16 protein-coding genes are annotated in these 18299 nt (G+C 49.4%); 6 read left to right on the top strand and 10 right to left on the bottom strand.

What is annotated here, in order from left to right:
- Positions 1 to 119: 119 nt before the first annotated feature.
- From P2H89_RS03900 to P2H89_RS03870, 7 genes are all read right to left on the bottom strand, one after another.
- Positions 120 to 932 (bottom strand): SDR family oxidoreductase, encoded by an 813-nt coding sequence (locus P2H89_RS03900; RefSeq protein WP_275825206.1) that lies wholly within the window; start codon positions 930 to 932, stop codon positions 120 to 122.
- A gap of 54 nt (positions 933 to 986) precedes the next feature.
- Positions 987 to 1202, bottom strand: a complete 216-nt coding sequence (locus tag P2H89_RS03895; protein WP_275825205.1) for a hypothetical protein — start codon at positions 1200 to 1202, stop codon at positions 987 to 989.
- Between the two features lie 6 nt (positions 1203 to 1208).
- A complete protein-coding gene (locus P2H89_RS03890) occupies positions 1209 to 1424 on the bottom strand; it encodes a hypothetical protein (RefSeq protein WP_275825204.1) in 216 nt (71 codons plus the stop codon).
- 7 nt (positions 1425 to 1431) lie between these two features.
- Positions 1432 to 3090 (bottom strand): DNA repair protein RecN, encoded by a 1659-nt coding sequence (gene recN, locus P2H89_RS03885; RefSeq protein WP_275825203.1) that lies wholly within the window; start codon positions 3088 to 3090, stop codon positions 1432 to 1434.
- A gap of 167 nt (positions 3091 to 3257) precedes the next feature.
- Positions 3258 to 4748 carry a hypothetical protein gene (locus P2H89_RS03880; RefSeq protein WP_275825201.1) on the bottom strand — a complete coding sequence of 497 codons (1491 nt, stop codon included), beginning with the start codon at positions 4746 to 4748 and terminating at the stop codon, positions 3258 to 3260.
- Between the two features lie 218 nt (positions 4749 to 4966).
- Complete coding sequence (locus P2H89_RS03875; RefSeq protein ID WP_275825199.1) at positions 4967 to 5722, bottom strand: C4-type zinc ribbon domain-containing protein; 756 nt, start codon at positions 5720 to 5722, stop codon at positions 4967 to 4969.
- A 56-nt stretch (positions 5723 to 5778) separates the two neighbouring features.
- Positions 5779 to 6876 (bottom strand): Nif3-like dinuclear metal center hexameric protein, encoded by a 1098-nt coding sequence (locus tag P2H89_RS03870; RefSeq protein WP_275825197.1) that lies wholly within the window; start codon positions 6874 to 6876, stop codon positions 5779 to 5781.
- Positions 6877 to 7643: 767 nt separating this feature from the next.
- Between P2H89_RS03870 and P2H89_RS03865 the strand changes: the two genes are divergently transcribed.
- The 3 genes from P2H89_RS03865 (at position 7644) to P2H89_RS03855 (ending at position 11354) form a co-directional block, all read left to right on the top strand.
- Positions 7644 to 8801: an HlyD family efflux transporter periplasmic adaptor subunit gene (locus P2H89_RS03865; RefSeq protein ID WP_275825195.1), complete on the top strand. Its 1158-nt coding sequence runs from the start codon at positions 7644 to 7646 to the stop codon at positions 8799 to 8801.
- Between the two features lie 36 nt (positions 8802 to 8837).
- Complete coding sequence (locus P2H89_RS03860) at positions 8838 to 11000, top strand: peptidase domain-containing ABC transporter (RefSeq protein ID WP_275825193.1); 2163 nt, start codon at positions 8838 to 8840, stop codon at positions 10998 to 11000.
- 87 nt (positions 11001 to 11087) lie between these two features.
- The gene (locus P2H89_RS03855) at positions 11088 to 11354 is read left to right on the top strand and encodes a helix-turn-helix transcriptional regulator (RefSeq protein ID WP_275825192.1); all 267 of its coding nucleotides are present in this window, start codon (positions 11088 to 11090) and stop codon (positions 11352 to 11354) included.
- A gap of 288 nt (positions 11355 to 11642) precedes the next feature.
- Here P2H89_RS03855 and P2H89_RS03850 read toward each other — a convergent pair whose 3' ends face one another.
- Both P2H89_RS03850 and P2H89_RS03845 read right to left on the bottom strand, forming a co-directional pair.
- Positions 11643 to 11921 (bottom strand): hypothetical protein, encoded by a 279-nt coding sequence (locus P2H89_RS03850; RefSeq protein ID WP_275825191.1) that lies wholly within the window; start codon positions 11919 to 11921, stop codon positions 11643 to 11645.
- Between the two features lie 406 nt (positions 11922 to 12327).
- Positions 12328 to 12495, bottom strand: a complete 168-nt coding sequence (locus P2H89_RS03845; RefSeq protein ID WP_275825190.1) for a bacteriocin — start codon at positions 12493 to 12495, stop codon at positions 12328 to 12330.
- A gap of 164 nt (positions 12496 to 12659) precedes the next feature.
- On the opposite strand from P2H89_RS03845, the gene P2H89_RS03840 reads away from it, so the two are divergent.
- Positions 12660 to 13232: a hypothetical protein gene (locus tag P2H89_RS03840; protein ID WP_275825189.1), complete on the top strand. Its 573-nt coding sequence runs from the start codon at positions 12660 to 12662 to the stop codon at positions 13230 to 13232.
- 157 nt (positions 13233 to 13389) lie between these two features.
- Here P2H89_RS03840 and P2H89_RS03835 read toward each other — a convergent pair whose 3' ends face one another.
- A complete protein-coding gene (locus tag P2H89_RS03835) occupies positions 13390 to 15819 on the bottom strand; it encodes a hypothetical protein (protein ID WP_275825188.1) in 2430 nt (809 codons plus the stop codon).
- 290 nt (positions 15820 to 16109) lie between these two features.
- Here P2H89_RS03835 and P2H89_RS03830 point away from each other — a divergent pair, with 290 nt between their 5' ends.
- Entirely contained in the window at positions 16110 to 17570 is a 1461-nt protein-coding gene (locus P2H89_RS03830; RefSeq protein WP_275825186.1) for a carboxypeptidase M32, read from the top strand.
- A gap of 37 nt (positions 17571 to 17607) precedes the next feature.
- On the top strand, positions 17608 to 18027 hold the full coding sequence (locus P2H89_RS03825) for a hypothetical protein (RefSeq protein ID WP_275825184.1): 420 nt from the start codon (positions 17608 to 17610) through the stop codon (positions 18025 to 18027).
- Positions 18028 to 18299 lie beyond the last annotated feature (272 nt).

Below are 18299 nucleotides of genomic sequence, written 5' to 3'. Positions count from 1 at the left end.
CTGCACAGGCACAAAATAAAAGGTGAGCTACCGCAACGGCAACCCACCTCTTTATTCTTTTCTTAACCGGCCGGCACATCCAGTGGAAGCCAGCTTCCTCCCCGCACCGATCCGGCCGTTTATTTTTCCATTTGATCGATCACTGCCTGCGTTACGCCGGTGAAAGAGAAACCGCCATCGTGGAACAGGTTCTGCATGGTTACCATTTTGGTAAGGTCGCTGAACAGGGTTACACAATAATTGGCGCAATCATCGGCGCTGGCATTACCCAGCGGGCTCATCTTCTCGGCATAGGTCAAAAAGCCATCGAAGCCTTTTACACCGCTGCCAGCCGTCGTTTTAACAGGCGACTGAGATACGGTATTTACCCGCACCTTCTTGCGCACACCGTAATGGTAACCGAAGTTACGGGCCACCGCTTCGAGCAACGCTTTGGCATCAGCCATTTCATTATAGTCGGGGAACACTCGTTGTGCCGCGATATAAGTAAGGCCCACCACACTCGCATGTTCATTCAAAGCATCCATGTCCCAGGCAGTGCGCAATACGCGATGCAATGACATGGAAGAAATGTCAAGTGTTTTCTGGTTGAATCCATAATCGATACCGGTATAGTGTTTGCCTTTACGCACGTTCATGCCCATGGCCACAGAGTGCAGCACGAAGTCAATACCGCCACCAAAGTGCTTCATCGATTCTTCGAACAGCTTCTTCAGGTCGTCCATATTGGTCACGTCGGCCCCAATCACCGGAGCCTGTGTAGTGTCGGCCAGTTTATTGATCTCACCCATACGCATGGCAACGGGCGCGTTGGTCAATACGAGTTGTGCGCCTTCTTCATGGCAGCGCAGCGCGGTTCTCCAGGCGATGGACTTTTCATCTAAGGCACCAAAAATGATCCCCTTTTTTCCTTTAAGTAGGTTGTGCGACATAAGAGATTGTTTAAAATAATGGCGGTAAAAATAGGGATTATTGGGTATTAAAACTCAGGATAGCAACTCATATAGCTTTAACAGGCCCAGGAGACCACCCAGGAACAGACCGGTATTGACGATGATCAGGAGTGCAGTGAACAGGAGGAGGGACGGCAGTGTACGGCTGCCGATGATCTTTTCATTGAAGTAGAGGTAAACGCTATACCCTATCCTGACAACCACGGCTGTCAGCAGTGGAAAGAGCAATATTTTAAGGATAGGCGTCATAATAGATCATTCAGCGAAAATGGTGCGCAGCAACAGCCACACCACGACGGTGGTATAGACAACCGCAACGGCCGCTAATATAATCAAATAGGCCACGAATCTCCATAAAGATTCTTTGGGTCGCACAACTTTTAACAAATAGCGGTTGGTGTACCAGGCAGGCAGCACCGCAAAAAGCGCGAATAGCAGTAACCCAAACAGGTTGGTAAGTATCGGCGGCATAAGGGGGTTAGTTCATCACCATTTCGCGGGCGTTCTCCAGGGCGGCAGCCGTAGGCTTTTCGCCGCTGAGCATTTTGGCAATGGCCGTAATGCGCTCCTCCTGCGACAACTGCCGGATGTTTGTCTTGATGGTATCGCCCTTGATCTGTTTGTACACAAAATAGTGAGCATCGGCCTTTCCGGCAATCTGCGGTTGGTGGGTAATGCTGATCACCTGCCGTTTCTTGGCCAGGTCTTTCATGATCACCCCCACCTGCTTGGCCGCTTCACCCGAAATGCCGGTATCGATCTCATCGAAGATGAGCGTGCCCAGGTCGAGCGATTGCGCCACCAGCGATTTGATGCACAGCATCAGGCGGCTCAACTCACCACCCGAAGCCACTTTACGGATAGGCTCGAATCGATTGCTTTTATTGGCATCGAACAGGAACTCGATGGCATCTATGCCATAGGCCTGTAATTGGTCGTTCTTTTGCAGATCTACCTGCAGGCGTGCATTGGGCATACCCACCTGCGCCAGCAGTTTATTAACCTTATCCTGTAATGGCTTGATCTGTTTGGAGCGGTTGTCCGAGATGGTATTGGCCAGGGCCAGCGCATCCTGCTGCAACTTCACAACGCTTTTTTCCTGCTGCGCGATGGCATCATCGATGTTCAACACCGCCTGCAGTTTTTCTTCCAGCGAAGCTTTGATCGACAGGAGTTCTGCCGTGGTCTTTACACCATGCTTCTTCAGCAGTTTATATCCCACCGCCATACGGTCATTCAGTTGCTCGATGCGCTGCGGATCGTATTGCACATGATCGTTGATGCGCTCAACTTCATCGGCGATATCCTGCAATTCGATCTGTGCCGACAGCAGACGTTGCACCAGTGCGGGCAGATCGGCGTGGAGGGCCGTATATCCCTGCAGTTGATTACACATGGATTTCAGTTGCTGCACCATGGGCTGTTCGCCCTCGTTCAATTCAAAGCTCACTTTCGTAAGCGCCGTTTTGATGCCTTCGGAGTTACTCAGCAGTTTCAGGGTAGTGTCGGTTTCTTCCAGTTCGTTTTCCTTCAGGCCCGCTTCTTCCAGCTCGTCGTATTGAAATTTGTTGTAGTCGTATTCTTTGGTGAACTGGCTTTTCCGGTGCAGCAGGTTATCCAACTCCTGCCTGGCCTGCTGCCATTGCGTATACACACCGCGGTATTGCAGCAGCAAGCTGGCATGGCCTGCCAGCGCATCCAGTACATCGCGCTGAAAATCTGAAGCGCCGAGATCGAGCGTATCGAACTGGCGGTGCAGGTCAACCAGCAATGAACTTAACTGGCGCAACTGCTCCAGGTTTACCGGCGTATCGTTCACGAACGCCCGCGACTTTCCATTGGCCGCGATCTCGCGGCGGATCACCAGCTCTTCTTCCGTATCGAGGTCGTTCTCTTTGAGGAATGCTTTGATGGCCTTTTGCCCGTTGGTGTCGAAGGTCCCTTCCGCCACACTTTTCTTGGATCGGTCGAGCAGCACGGAGCTATCGGCCCGGTCGCCCAGGATCAGTGAAAGCGCTCCCATCAGGATCGATTTACCAGCCCCCGTTTCACCGGTAATGATGTTGAGCCTGCCCGAAAAATCGATCTCTATCTCGTCGATAATAGCGTAATTCTGTACAAATAGTTTCTTAAGCATAGGAATACAACGATGGGGCAAATTAGCTAATCCATCAATATTTCTGTAAAGATGTTATCCTCATGGGGAAAACCCTTGCAGGGTGCGCAAAAGGCGACTGATCGTCAGAAAAACGCGCAGCCAGATTCTTTGTAAAAGTTGATGTCGGTAAGCTCAACGGCCGCTCCTTACTCCTTGCAGCGGCCGATGCCGGCCTTGGCGCGCTGATCGAGGGAGTTCTTGAAATCGTGATCCTTCATGCCAATGCATTTTTCGAACCAGGTGATCGCCGTTTTTTTATCATTACGGCCCTCGTAGATAAAACCAATATGCAGGGCTGCCCGTGCAGCAAAATATTCTTTCCTTGTTTCACCAATGCCGATGGCTTCTTTATAAAACGGGATGGCTTCGTTATATGCACCGATATCGTCGTACAGCCTGCCCACCCGATAGGCAAATTCCAGCCGCTCTTCCACCACCGGAAAATCATTGGTTGTTTTGCCATGCAATAAACGCAATGCTTCCCGATGATAGCCCCCATCGTTCAGCAGCCTTGCCTGCAACAACATCCGGTTGGGCCAGCGGGTCGACTTCCCTTCCTTTTGCGCCAGTTTATCGGCATCCGTATCCGTATTGCCGCGCTTCAAAATTTCTTTGCGGTACCAATCTGCCTTACCCTGGTCATTCTGCAGGTAATAGTGCCAGCTGAGTTTGAGCAACACATCTTTAACATAGAATTTGCCTTTGAACTGCCGGATGAAATTTTCAAAGTAAATATGGGCATCGGGCTCCAGGTGATGCAGTTTGGCATATCCCATTTCAAGGTCCCACACGGGCGATACGAGGTAAGCGGGCGCCCGGTTCCTGGCATTCAATACCTCCTCCGCTTTTTCGGCCTGCTGACTATTCAAGCTCAAATTAGCAGCGAGATAACTGAACAGGTTATTATTGACCACATCGAGCTGTTGCTGGCCAATAAAAGCAGCCACGCCCTTCTTATCGTTGTTGAGGTAGAACTGCAGATAGCAATAATAGAAAACCGCTTCTTCATGAAACAATTGACTCCATTCATCCTTGCCATACAGGAATTGCCGCACCCGTTCCATGCCTCCTTTCATATTGCCTTTCATGCCCAGCAAATTGCTTAGCCACTTATACCCGTCGGGTATCGTGGCGGTCACCATCTGCATAGCGCCATAGTATAGCTGATTGGGACCAAATGACGGGAAGCTTTTCAGATTCTCTTTCGACTGCAGGTACGACCGGCGAAACTCCCACCCGGCATCCCAGCGTTCGCCAAACTTCACCCGGATGGCAGCGCCCTGAAAATGCAGCACCGATTTGGTATAGAGATAAAAGGGAGAAGAATCCGGGCCTTCACTCATCAGCTCTATCCTTTCCTCTACATTATCGATGCGCTTTTTATACTCGGCCGGGTCTTCATTGAAGAACAGGGTAAAAAAATCTATATAATTCTCGAGGAAATGCGGGATGAGGTTATCCGGATGTTGCAGCTTTTCTGCATCGAGCATACGCTGTCCATTCTCCAGCCGCAACTGAATGATCTCTTTGTAGGCCAGGCGGCAATTGGTATTGAAGTCGAACGACTTTTGTGCCGCCGCAGGTAAAACAGCGATGCACAATAGCCAAAACATATAACTACAAAACCGGTAGATCATAGACACTGCAATATAATAACAATTAAACGCCTTACTCCACGCCACCTTGCCTTCCTGATTCAAGCTGTCAAATTTCCGTGCCGGCCGGTTAAATAGTCTAACTACCGGGAATAGCACATTTCTTTCCTGGGTACAAAAGTAAAAGGGCCATCATTGCTGAAGGCCCTTTCGATATTCTTTAAAGGGAATTGGTTTAACCAATGCCCCCGAAAAATAACTTACTTAACTTCTACGCTGTCGAACAGGTCACGGTCAACCAGGATACGACCACAGTTTTCGCAAACGATGATCTTCTTGCGCTGACGGATCTCGCTCTGACGCTGAGGGGGGATCGCGTTGAAGCAACCACCACAGGCATCGCGCTCTACAGGTACTACAGAAAGACCGTTGCGGTAGTTCTTACGAATACGATCGTAAGAATTGAGCAGGCGCTCTTCTACTTTTTCACGGGCTTCGGCAGACAGCTTATTGAAATGTGTTTCTTCTTTTTCAGTACCAGCGATGATCTTTTCCAGCTCACCTTTCTTGGTAGACAACACACCTTCTTTGGCACCGATGTTCTTCTTCGCCTTATCGAGTACAACCACCTTCTCGGCGATCTCTTCGTTGGCGTCGCGGATATGTTTTTCAGCCAGCTTCATTTCCAGTTGCTGCATTTCGATCTCTTTGTTGATCGCTTCGAACTCACGGCTGTTCTTTACATTCTCGCTTTGCTTTTCGTATTTCTTGATCAGAGCTTCTGCATCCTTGATCAGGTTTTTCTTGTTCGAAATGAACTCCTGGATACCGTTGATCTCTTCTTCGATCTTGGTTTGACGAGAATGCAGACCGGCGATCTCATCTTCCAGGTCACTCACTTCCATCGGCAACTCACCTTTCAGGATCTGGATCTCATCGATCTTCGATTCGATCTTTTGGAGGGTTACCAATGAGGACAATTTTTCCTCAACAGAATACTCTTTTACGTTAGCCATATATGCTTTATGGTTTTTTTATTTGCAGATAAGTTACCAAATTGCTTTGGCCCGCATCAGACGAAGTAACGTACCGGATTGGTTTTCACTTCGCTTTTAAGGACGGCAAAGGTAGGAAATTTTTCCAGCAAAACAGTCACCAGCAGGTCGGCCGTAAACTGCTCGCTCTCAAAATGGCCGATATCCGCGATCACCATCCGGTCGTTGGCGTCGAAAAACTCATGATATTTCATATCGCCCGTGACATAAAAGTCGGCGCCGGCAGCTAAAGCCCTGGAAACCAAAAAACTACCGGCTCCCCCACAAATGGCTACTTTCCGCACAGGCTTGTCCAGCAGGGGGGTATGCCGGATGACGCTCAGGCCAAACTGGCGCTTCAAAAGGGCCAGGAATTCTTTTTCCTCCATCAGATCGGGCAATTCGCCCAACAAACCGGATCCGATGCCCTGGTGGTTGTTTGCCAGGTCAACAACATCATAAGCCACTTCCTCGTAGGGATGGGTGGCAATGAGGGCTTTAACTACGACTGCCTGCCGCCAGGCAGGGAATACGATTTCCAGCTTTACCTCTTTTTCCTCGTGCAGCTCCCCGGGCTGCCCCACGAATGGATTGGTCCCTTCTCCACCCTTAAAAGTGCCCGTGCCTTCCACCCCAAAACTGCAGTCGCTGTATCGGCCGATATGTCCTCCGCCGGCCGCAAAAATGGCGTCCCTTACCTGGGTAGCCTGAGCAAGCGGAACAAAGGTGTACAGCTTTTTCAGGGTGGCAGCCTTGGGCTGCAGGATGGTCCGTTTCACGAGGCCCAGCTTGTCGGCCATCATGCCATTTACCCCCGTCAGTACATGGTCGAGGTTGGTATGGATGGCATAAATGGCGATATCGTTCTTGATAGCAGCAATCACTGCCTTCTCCACATAGTTTTTGCCATTGATCTTCTTCAGCCCGCCGAATATGATGGGGTGATGGGCCACCACCAGGTTACATCCCCGTTTAGCAGCTTCCAGTATCACCGCTTCGGTAGCGTCGAGCGTACAAAGCACCCCGGTGCATTCCCAGGCAGCATCGCCGGTAAGCAAACCGGCATTATCGTACCCCTCCTGCAAAGAAGGGTGTGCGATCGACTCAAGATGGGCAACAATGGAGGCTATATGCATGATACTGATTATTTTAAGTATTCTATCCAGTCACACCCAACTTGTAATCACGCGACAACTGGTTGTTGCTCAAAGATAAAGAATGATGGGGTTCGGTTTTGGGGTAATGCTGCCAGAAATAGCGGGAATTGGCTACAGCTTACTCCAGATCGATAATAGTTGAAGGTCAGTGGCGACTTCAACCTGCAGTGGCATGGATCAAAACTTGTATCAACGAGCAGAGATACCTTACCCATACACTGCTGATAAAATCATGATAAGCCGTAGATAAGCCGTATCAATAAAGGGACAGGTTATCTACGGCTAAACTATAGCTTATCTACAGCTTATATACGGCTTATCCTTAGAAATTGAAGCCACCGGAGGAGCAGCTACCACCAATTCCGCGCCGCTCCAAACGGGCAGAAAGCATAGTTGATGGCAAAAAAGACTGTCCGTTGATTGGATTATCTTTTTCCAGGAGCTATGTTAACAGCGCGGCGTCGTTATGACAGATGTAACTAAAGTAGACCTATAGGTTTTAAAATAAAATGACAAGAACTAACTTAAAACCTACGCGGATAAAATATGCACGATTGTTTTAACCGGACGCGATTTCATCATGTTATGTTATTTTTGATTAATATTCAATCCGGGTTAAATGCAGTTCCGTATACATAGTACGGACCAATCCGGCGATCGATTCAACCCCACTCCTTTTTTTCCTGTGTGTGATACTCCTGTTTAATGACCTGTTGAATTAGTTTCTGTAACCAAACCGCGATTTCATGCCCAGGATCTTCCCGGCAGAGATGATGCAGGACTCTGCCTATGCGTGGCTGCCAAGGGTGCAGCCCAAAAGTCAGATCATCTATACCCTTGTATTGGGGGCAGTGGTTGCTGCCCTGATCGCTTCGATCTTTATTAAAGTCGACGTATCGGTGAACGTGCCCGGCATTATACGGCCCATTACCGAAAAATCCGAACTGAGGAGCCTCACCAGCGCCAGCATTTCAAAAGTACATGTACAGGAAGGGGAACATGTTACAGCCGGTCAGTTGTTGCTGAGCCTCAAACAGGAAGTAACCGATAACAAGCTCGACCAGGCTGGCTTCGAGCTTTCCCAACGCGAAACCCATATGCACGACCTTGCGTTGCTGGCCAAAGGGGCCGGCCCCGCACGCCTTTACACCAATCTTTACAAACAACAATACATCGGCTTTCAGGCCGGCATGGCCGAAAAACGGTCGATACTGGACAAGCTGAAGTCCGACTTCCAGATGTACAACAAACTGTACGAAGAAAAAGTGATCGCCAAAAAGGAATTCATCGAGAAGAAATATGCCTACGAGCAGGCCAGGGCTTCTTACCAGGCCGCCATTGCCGCCCAACATAGCCAGTGGCAGCAGGAACTGGAAAAGCTACGACTGGAGGCCCGCAACCTGCAAGCGGGCAAAAAACAATTGCAGCGCGAAAAAGAAATGCTCGAGATCAGGGCCCCGGTTAGCGGTACGGTGCAACAATTCAATGGCCGCTACGAAGGCGGCGCCGTACAAAACGGCGAATTGCTGGGCTATATTTCACCCGATTCGGGCATGGTAGCAGAAGTGTATGTATCGCCGCAGGACATTGGCTATATCCAAAACGGCATGCCCGTAAAATGCCAGATCGATGCTTTCAATTACAACTCCTGGGGCATACTACCGGGCAAAGTACTGTCGGTCGACAATGATTTTAGTGTCGTCAACAACAACACTTCTTTTAAAGTGAAGTGTATACTCGATAAAAGTTATCTCGAACTGTCCAATGGCATAAAGGGGAATCTCAAAAAAGGGATGACCTTACAATGCCGGTTCATCCTCGCCCGTCGCGGCATGTTGCAACTACTGTACGAGCGGGCCGACAGCTGGCTCAATCCCCACGCCTCGCCTGTTGCCGCCCAATAGTTTCCCTTTACCAAAACCGAACACGGTACCAATACTATGAAAAAGGCCATCAAAGTTAAACAACATGACATTACCGACTGTGGAGCGGCCTGTCTCCAATCAGTCGCGGCACACTACAACCTGCAGTTGCCCATCGCCACCATCCGCCAGTATGCCGGCACCGATACCAAGGGCACCAACGTACTCGGCCTCATCGAGGCGGCCACCAAAATAGGTTTTGAGGCCAAAGGCGTAAAAGGCAGCTTAGAAGCCCTGTTCAATATGCCGGTTCCCGCCATCGCGCACGTGGTACTGCAAAAGCGGCTGAGCCATTATGTGGTGATCTATAAAGTGACGAAAGAACATATCCACGTCATGGACCCGGCCGACGGTGAAATGCACCAGTTTCCGCATGAAGCCTTTACAGAGATCTGGACGGGCGTCATCATACTGCTGATGCCAGCCGACCATTTTAAGGAAGGCAACAAGAAGATCTCTCACCTGCGCCGTTTCTGGCTGCTGCTGCGCCCGCACAAAGAAGTAACGGCACAGATCGTTTTTGGTGCAGCTATCTATACCGTCCTCGGCCTGGCCACTTCGTTTTACGTACAGAATATCGTAGACCATGTGCTGATCGGTGGCAATACCCGCCTGCTGAACATGATGGGGGTTGTAATGCTGGTGATACTGGTGCTACAACTGTTGATAGGCGCTTACAAAAGCATATTTGCGTTAAAGACCGGTCAGCAGATCGATGCCCGTTTGATACTCGGCTATTATAAACACCTCCTGAAACTGCCGCAACAATTCTTCGATACCATGCGGGTAGGCGAGATCACGTCACGCATAACCGATGCAGTGAAGATCAGGTCGTTCATCAATGAAACGGCCACCACGCTGATCGTCCATGTGTTTGTGGTTGCCTTTTCCTTTATCGTCATGTTCCTCTATCAATGGAAGCTGGCCTTGCTGGTGCTCACTATTATCCCGGTGTACATTTTACTCTATATGGCCAGCAACCGGTTCAACAAAAAATGGCAGCGTATACTGATGGAGAACAATGCCGAACTGGGCAGCCAACTGGTGGAATCGCTCAATACGGTGAGTACGATCAAACGATTCGGACTGGAAGAGCATGCCAATATGAAGACCGAATCGAAGTTCATCCGTATGCTACGAAGCATCTACCGCGCGAGCATCTTCGGCATTCATGCCGGCAATGTGGCAGGCTTCGCTACCAGTGTGCTGGTGGTAGCCCTGTTGTGGACGGGCGCTTACATGGTCGTAAACCGCAGCCTTACAGCCGGCGAGCTGCTGTCGTTCTATTCATTGATCGGTTATTTTACCGGCCCGGCTATGGGTATCATCGGCGCCAACAAAAGCATGCAAGATGCCCTGATCGCGGCCGACCGGCTGTTTGAGATCATGGACCTGGAACAGGAAGATAATACCCAAAAAGTAAAACTGGCGGCGGGCGCCACGGGAGATATTCAATTCCATGACGTCAGTTTCAGATATGGAACACGGGTAGAAGTGTTCCGGCAGTTCAACCTGAAGATAGCTGCCGGCTGCATCACCGCCATCGTGGGTGAAAGCGGCAGCGGCAAATCGACTCTTATGTCTTTGTTACAAAACATTTATCCTGTACGTACAGGGCATATCACGATCGGGGGAAAAGACATCAAATACCTTGATATGGAAAGCCTGCGGCAGCGGGTAAGCGTGGTGCCCCAACAGGTAGACCTCTTTGCCGCCACGGTGCTGGAGAATATTGCCGTAGGTGATATAGAGCCCGATATGCAGCGGGTGCTCAACATTGCTGCCGAACTCGGCATCGTAGAGTTTGTAGAACAATTGCCGGCGGGCTTCAATACCTGGTTGGGAGAGCATGGCGCCACCTTATCGGGCGGGCAGCGCCAAAGGCTGGCTATTGCGCGGGCACTTTACCGGCAGCCCGATATCCTGATCATGGACGAAGCCACGTCATCACTCGACCCAATTGCCGACCAGCTGGTACAGAGCACCCTGCAACGCTGGCGCAAGGCGGGCAAAGCAATTATTGTCATCGCGCACAGGCTGAGCACAGTTATAAAGGCAGATAAGATCGTTGTATTAAAGAATGGACAATTGTTTGAAGAAGGGTCACACGAGCAGTTACTGGCCAACAAGGCCATGTATGCGCAGTTGTGGGAGCAACACCAGGGCATGATGCCGGTGTAGGCCATTCAGATCCAAACATATTCTTACATGAAAAACAAAGCCCGCCACAAAAGGCAGCAAGGGCCAATCCAAAAACCTGTTGAAATTATGTTACCAGAAACCATTTCACCAACAGAACTGATTGCCACCAAGATCCGTATCCTGAGAAGGAACAGGGAGTATTCGCAGGAATACATGGCATTGATGTTACACATTTCACAGAATGCTTACAGCCGACTGGAGAATGGCAAAACGCCCATTACGCTCGACCGCTATTATGAGATATGCCAGATACTGCAGGTAAAGCCATCCGAATTGCTGGACATGGTAGAGATTCCGAAACCCAAAGCAGCCTGGCGGCGGAGCAACTATTAGCGCGGGGGCGCCTTTGAAACCACAATTATTGCTGAAAGGCCTTCCTTGTTGAGTTGAAAGTCCTTCAGTGCAGACTCAAATGCCTTCCGTGCGGAGCAAATAAAAAGGCCGGTGATCAACCGGCCTTTTAGGCTTCAGAAAAGTGAAAATCCATTCTGTTACCTGTCACCGTCCAAGTGAATACGTTTACTTCATCAGCTCCTTACTGGCCTCAGGGCTTAAAGTATAAACTGATGTGCGGGAATACGATGTCTTCCTGGATGAAGTGAAGTGTAAAACGCCGGAGAATTAAACAGGAAGTTTAATTCCGCCGATAACACCGGCCAGACCTGCGCCGATGACGCCTACTGTCAAACCAGTAGTGTTCAACAGGCTGCCGAGGCCGGCGCCGGTCAGGGTAAGTGCGTTGCCGGCACCTGTAGTTACACCACCTACTCCAGTGAGGGCATTACCCAAACCACCAAGAGCAGCGTTCAGGCCGGTGAACAGACCATCGAGGGGAGCACCACCGTTGATCGCAGCTACTTCTGTTTCAGATAATGCTTCGAATTGTTCAAAGTTTCTCATAAAATGAATTTAAAAATGAAGGAATGATTGATGGGTTAAAATTGCCCTTTATCCACATATTTACCTAACCACCCCGGGTTTAAATTATAGCCACAGGTTGTAGTCTGGGTGCGGGTTACAGCCAAAAATCATTATCTGAATGAAGTGATTAAGGGGCCTGTTTTTACCTGGAGCAGAAACCGACATTACGGTGCGTGGGAACCAAAAGATATTCACAGGCTTTTTGACCTGGAGCGAAAAGATGGAGGAGTAGTTGTTTTTGGCGCAGTGCGGTTGCAGGGCGAAATGAGGTAGTAGACCAACTTGCTGTGGAATGTTGTGAAGTTGCCTGCCGGAACGGTCGGCCTCTTAAAGAAAAAGGCCGGTTGTGCGGCCGGCCTTTTCTGACTATATATTCCCGACATCCTTATATAGGCAGATTAACAGGCAATCCCAGCGAAGCCAGCAATTGCTTAACTGTATTCAGTACTGTTTCCAGTAATGGACCCAGAATTGGAATACCATCAAAAGGGCCACCGCCGTTGATGTTCATCATCTCCTGCTCCGTTAATGGAGAGAATTGATTGTTTTTCATAATAATAGAGTTTTTTTAAGTGAAGAATCAGATTCGGCTATAAAGTTGATTTATACCTACGTAGTAACCTAAACGCATCGAGGATAAATTATACCCGCAAGTTTTAAAAGACGCAGGCACATAAATTGTATAGATTTGTTATGCCCAACCAAAAATCAAACAAGATGCGGACAACCTGGCTGATCTTATTGGCAATGGTTCTGGCCGGCATTGCCATGTACTATCTTGCAAACCGCAAGAAGCCCCTCGCCCCTTTCGACTCGATTAGCATTATCAATACCCCCGATTCCATCCGGCAAAAGCTACGTCTTTATGTAGCTTACGATCCGGCCGAAGTGACCTTCCGCGACAGCGCCTGGTTCGAACATGACTCCATTCCCCTTAAAGAGATCTCCCTCCGGAACACGCCCAACTCCTTCGACAAGAACTACCAGAAAGCCACTTTTTTTCTCGATTACGACCACCGCTACTTTTATGATATCGAGGTACAGAAGCCGGCTCCTGATGCAGCCTATGAATTGAGCTTTGCCGTCGACAATGCGCTCGACACCTTCCGCATACAGGGCATCATCAACGACCCCGAGCGCGATCAGCTGCGCCTGACTGGCCCCATGATGCAGATGTACCAGGCCTTCGTTCTTACCTACAATAGCAAGATGCCGCCCCGTACCGATTCAACCGACGATGCGCCTCCGGCCACACCCGCTTCCCGCACGATCACGGTAGTAAAAAAGTAAGGAAGGGCCAACGGCTACGCCCGTTTCCTGCCATCATTAAATATAGTGACGCCTTCGACCGCCCGGCAAGGCGTTTCGCTTCAACAATAAAAAAAGATCCGCTACTGGAACACCGATAGCGGATCAACTATATTACAAACCTGTCGATGGCGGTTGCTTATTCCAACAATTTCTCTACCCGGGTAAGCCTGCCCTCTTCATTCATCCCCTCCATCACCACTTTGATGCGTTTGGAAACATCGTTGTTGTAGAAAGTGATGGTGACCCTGCGATTCGATTTATCTGTGAGCAGGTAAGGCGACCAATATAATGTGGTGCGCACATCGGGGGCGTCATATAGTGCTGCCTCTTTGCTATGATCAGGAGCATAAAATTCTTTCAGGGCCGCATAACCGGCCAGCAGGTTCTTTTCCATACCACCGGGAATGCTGGCATTGGATGCTTTCGCGTCATTGCCTTTGCGGGTATAGATAGCGATAGCACCACCCGAACCACCACCCGAAGCACCGAAGAACGGCGGACGGAATGCTTTCACGTAGGCGATGTCCGATACCGGAAGGTTCTGGATCATACTGGCGTCGACAGGCATTTCATCAAGGAACAACGAGGTAGCCGATTGCCGCCAGCTAAGCGTAGGTCCATTGGCGCCGCCCATATTGATCTGCAAACCGGCCACCCTGCCCTGCAGGTACTGAAATATATTGGTGGCTGATTGCGCAAACGGATCATTGACCATATCGAACGATATGGCATCGCCGCCCGAGAACAATCCCCGCGCATATTTTTCATCCATCAGGTCTTTTTGGGATTTCTGCTTCGCCCTTACCGTTACGGCTTCCAGGGTTTTCACCTGCTTTTCAATTTCGGGCCTTATGCGGGCCGCTTCGGCAGCTATGTATTTACTGCGGTTCAGCGCGCTGGTATCCATAGGTATCGGGATGCGCCAGGCCGAATCGAGCGGCAGCGTACTTTGTCCCCGCAAGGTACCGTTGTTGAAGCTCACCGTGGCCCTCTCGGTAAGGCGCTTGTCCTTATTGAATTGATAATACACGCGTACGGTATCGAAGAAGATCAGCCCTTCTTCCTTGAACTGTCCGCGACTGTCGAGCGGCAGGGCGAAGAACTGGCGCGATGAATCTTTCGCTTCCATAAATGCATTGATGGAGGAGCCGGCAGCAATCTGGCTCGAAGGCACACCCAATACTTCCCCTTTCAGCGACAGGTAATTATCGCGTGGATATTTGATCTCGGGAAATTTGCCTGCGGCAAGGTCCTGCCATTTGAAACGGCGCCAGCCGTTGGTAAGCATCACCAGGTCGAGGTAGTAGCGTGTTGAATCGTCTACCACATTGAAATAATAAGAGGGTTCGTGCACATATCCTTTCAGGTCGCCGCTGAGCAACAAACGTGAAATGATATTGTCCTCCCCTTTGTCGGCCATCACGGCATCGGTTACTGAGATCGACAGGTTGGAGCGAAGCGTATCAGGCACTTCAACCGTAATGACGTTCTTACCGCGTTTATTGACATTCTTGACGCCTACATTGATGGCAGCGTCGAAGAGATAATCTTCTTTGTTGATGAAAACGATGCGCTCGGCCATGGGCTGCCAGTTGCTGTTGAACAAGGTCATTTCGAGAATACCGCTGGGTAACTCAGCCAGTGGTATGGTACCGCTGGTCATGAAATTGTTCGACAGGTTGATCGTTGCTTTGTATACAAGCTGCTGGTACATATTGCCCACGAGATAAAAACGCTGGTTCTCGGGCGTTACGTTGTTGGAGCGCTTGATTACGAAAGACAACAATTTATCCGATCCGATCATCTGCAGCAAAGCGCCTGCCGGACGTGCCGCAGGCAGGTCGGTCTTATAGGTTTTACCTTTATCATCCTGCCACTCGGCATAATAAGTAGTATTGGGTTGAGGCTCCAGGTCAAATTTCCCCATACCATCATGCAGGCTGGTAAAATTGGTAACCACTGCGCCTTTGGAGTTTTTCACCGCACCTTTTACCACGTTAACTGGAAATCCGTAACTATCCACCGCTTTAAAAGCAACGGGGTTAGAAAGCTCGGTGATCATATCTCCGCCTTCGGGAAAGAACTTGATAGAAGATTTATTCTCGGCCGGTTTCTTATCGGTCAATGCATTCTTACCCACTATACGGATGTTTTTCGTGTACACGAATGCCGTATCGAAATTGAGCATCCAGGTAGTGTAAGCCCGGAATGTAAGGGAGGTATTGGTGAGGGTAAGCGGCAGATCGAATGAACCTGCTGTAGAGCCTTCGAATATAGGCGTGATCTTGCGCTGCAGCACTTTACCGGTGGCAGGGTCGATCAGCTCCGTATAAAAGTTATGGCTGATGGCAGAAGGCAACAGTCCGGAAAACAAGTAGGCTTTGAACCAAATGGTTTCACCGGGATTGTACAGTGCTTTATCGAAGTGCAGGTGCACTTTTTCCTGCGGGAACCGTTCGCCATATACATTGATCATCGAATCAAGGTGCTGCGCCCGGGAAAGCTGCGGTACAAATGACAGAAGGACAAGGGTACATAAAGTATACAAAGCAGATGCGTACTTCATCGAAAGTTGTTTATTTTTTGCGCCATGGAACGACGGGCTTCCTGCTGTTAAACAGCGAAAATTTCAGGCGACATTCCACGTAAAGGTTTCCTGTTAAACAAATTAATGCCATTATTGCCTTAAAATTCACAATTTTTTGTCTACTAATTGTTAAAAGCCCTTAACATTCTACTTCTTCTTAATAAGAAGTGTTTACACATATCAAACATTTTCGGATTTTAGCGGCCGGTAAAAAAAGAACTATGACGCAGACACCCTCGGCCACTTTATATCAACAATATATAAGCTCCATGCGTAAGATTGCAGACATTCGTTATGCGTCTGCTTTGTTACAATGGGACCAGGAAACCTACCTGCCGCCTAAAGGGGCTGCCATCCGCGGACAACAGATCGCCACCTTGTCAGAAATAGCGCACCAGTATTTCACCGAAGAATCGCTGGGAGCTTTGCTGCAGGAATTGAATGGGCGTAATGACCTTTCGTTGCGGGAGAAAAAGAATGTCGCCCTTACCTGGGAAGATTATTCCAAACAAAAGAAATTCACACCAGCCTTCGTTCGTGAGCTCACAGAAACGATCAATAAAAGTTTTCACAGCTGGCTCGAAGCCCGCAAAGCCAATGATTTTAATTTGTTTGCGCCGGACCTGGCCAAACTGATCGGCCTCAAAAAACAGGAAGCCGAATTACTGGGATATGCGCGTCATCCTTATGATGCCCTGCTCAACGATTACGATAAGGGATCGAATGTTCAACTGCTCGACGGTGTATTCAATACGATCCGCGAACCCCTCAAAGACCTTCTAACAAAGATCAGGTCGCGCCCGCAGGTAAGTAATGCCTTTCTGCAGCGGCACTATCCCAAGGACCAGCAATGGGCATTTGGCATGCAGGTTTTGAAAGACCTGGGATACGACCTGGAGGCGGGTCGCCAGGACGTGTCGGAACATCCCTTCACCATCAATTTCAACAGCCGCGACGTACGCGTTACCACCCGCATTGACGAGAACGACCTGGGCAATATGGTATGGAGCTGTATTCATGAAACCGGCCACGCCCTGTACGAACAGGGGCTTCCCGACGAGGCATACGGGCTGCCGCTGGGCGAAGCTGCTTCATTGACCATCCATGAATCCCAATCGAGGTTGTGGGAGAACCATGTTGGCCGCAGTCTGTCCTTCTGTCAGCACTACTTCCCCATACTTCAGCAATATTTTCCGGAGCAACTGAAAGACGTTACCGTTGAATCCTTCTACTACGGTATTAACCAGGTAGCACCGTCGCTGATCAGGACTGAAGCAGATGAACTCACCTACCATTTCCACGTCATGATCAGGTATGAACTCGAAAAAGGCCTCCTCGAAAACAGTCTGGCAACCAGCGATATCCCTGCGTGGTGGAACGAGCATTACGGCAAATACCTCGGCGTAAAAGTGCCCGACGACAAAAGGGGCTGCCTGCAGGATGTACACTGGAGCCATGGCAGTTTTGGTTATTTCCCGACTTATAGCCTGGGCAGCTTCTATGCAGCGCAGTTCTATGCGAAGGCTTCCAATGAGATCAAAGGTCTTGACAATCAAATACAAACAGGCAATACCACCCCGCTGCTACAATGGCTGCGGACGGGTGTGCACCAGTACGGCCGCCTGTACACCAGTGAAGAGCTTAGCCAGCAGGTTAGCGGGGAAGTACTCGATATTCAACACTTTTTACGATACATGCTTGACAAATACCGGGATATTTACAAATTTTAGGTGGGCTTACCATGTTGAGCCCCTCTAAATATCCTTTATGAAACCAATTTTACGGCTCACGCTGGTATCCGTTCTTGTGTTATCGATGAGCTCCTGTCAAAAGCTTATTGACAAAAAAAAGGAGCAAGTGGCTATGGGTATTATCACCACGGGCGATTGGTATGTAGAGCAGTATTTTGAAGGAGATGACAATGTGACCAGCGAATTCCTCAATTATGTTTTTCATTTCAATGACGATTATACAGTGACCGGCATCCGGCAGAACGAAAGCTGGTCGGGCACCTGGAAACCCGACATCGTCACCATCACCATTACCGCTCAATTTGCAACTGCCCCCGCTCCGCTCACCAGGCTAAATGGCATCTGGAAGTTCAAAGACAGCACCAAGGATTTCGTCAAAGCCGAAATGACTACCGCCACCGGAAAAAACATGCTCAGCCTGCGTAAGAAGGAATGATTTTTGCATAAGATTAATGCTAGTTGTCCGGTAGCAATCTCCATCAGCCCTTTTTTCATCCCGGCTCTTCACTTGACATAAGTCAAACACAAGCGTATTTAGGCACCTGTTCAAATTCTACTTTGCCGTAGTAAGTTTTACTTATCGGCCGGATCAGATATTCTATACCTGCGTCAAATACCCCTCCAAAGCCCTTAACTCACATTAACTTATTTAAGTTATTTGAAATCTTAATGCCATAAGGCGTCAGTTAATCCGATTCGATCACAAAA

The sequence above is a fragment of the Paraflavitalea sp. CAU 1676 genome, from assembly GCF_029223285.1.
Classification (GTDB): Bacteria; Bacteroidota; Bacteroidia; order Chitinophagales; family Chitinophagaceae; genus Paraflavitalea.
The sequence above is the reverse complement of the archived record's forward strand: the minus strand, read 5'-3'. Positions and strand labels throughout refer to the sequence as shown.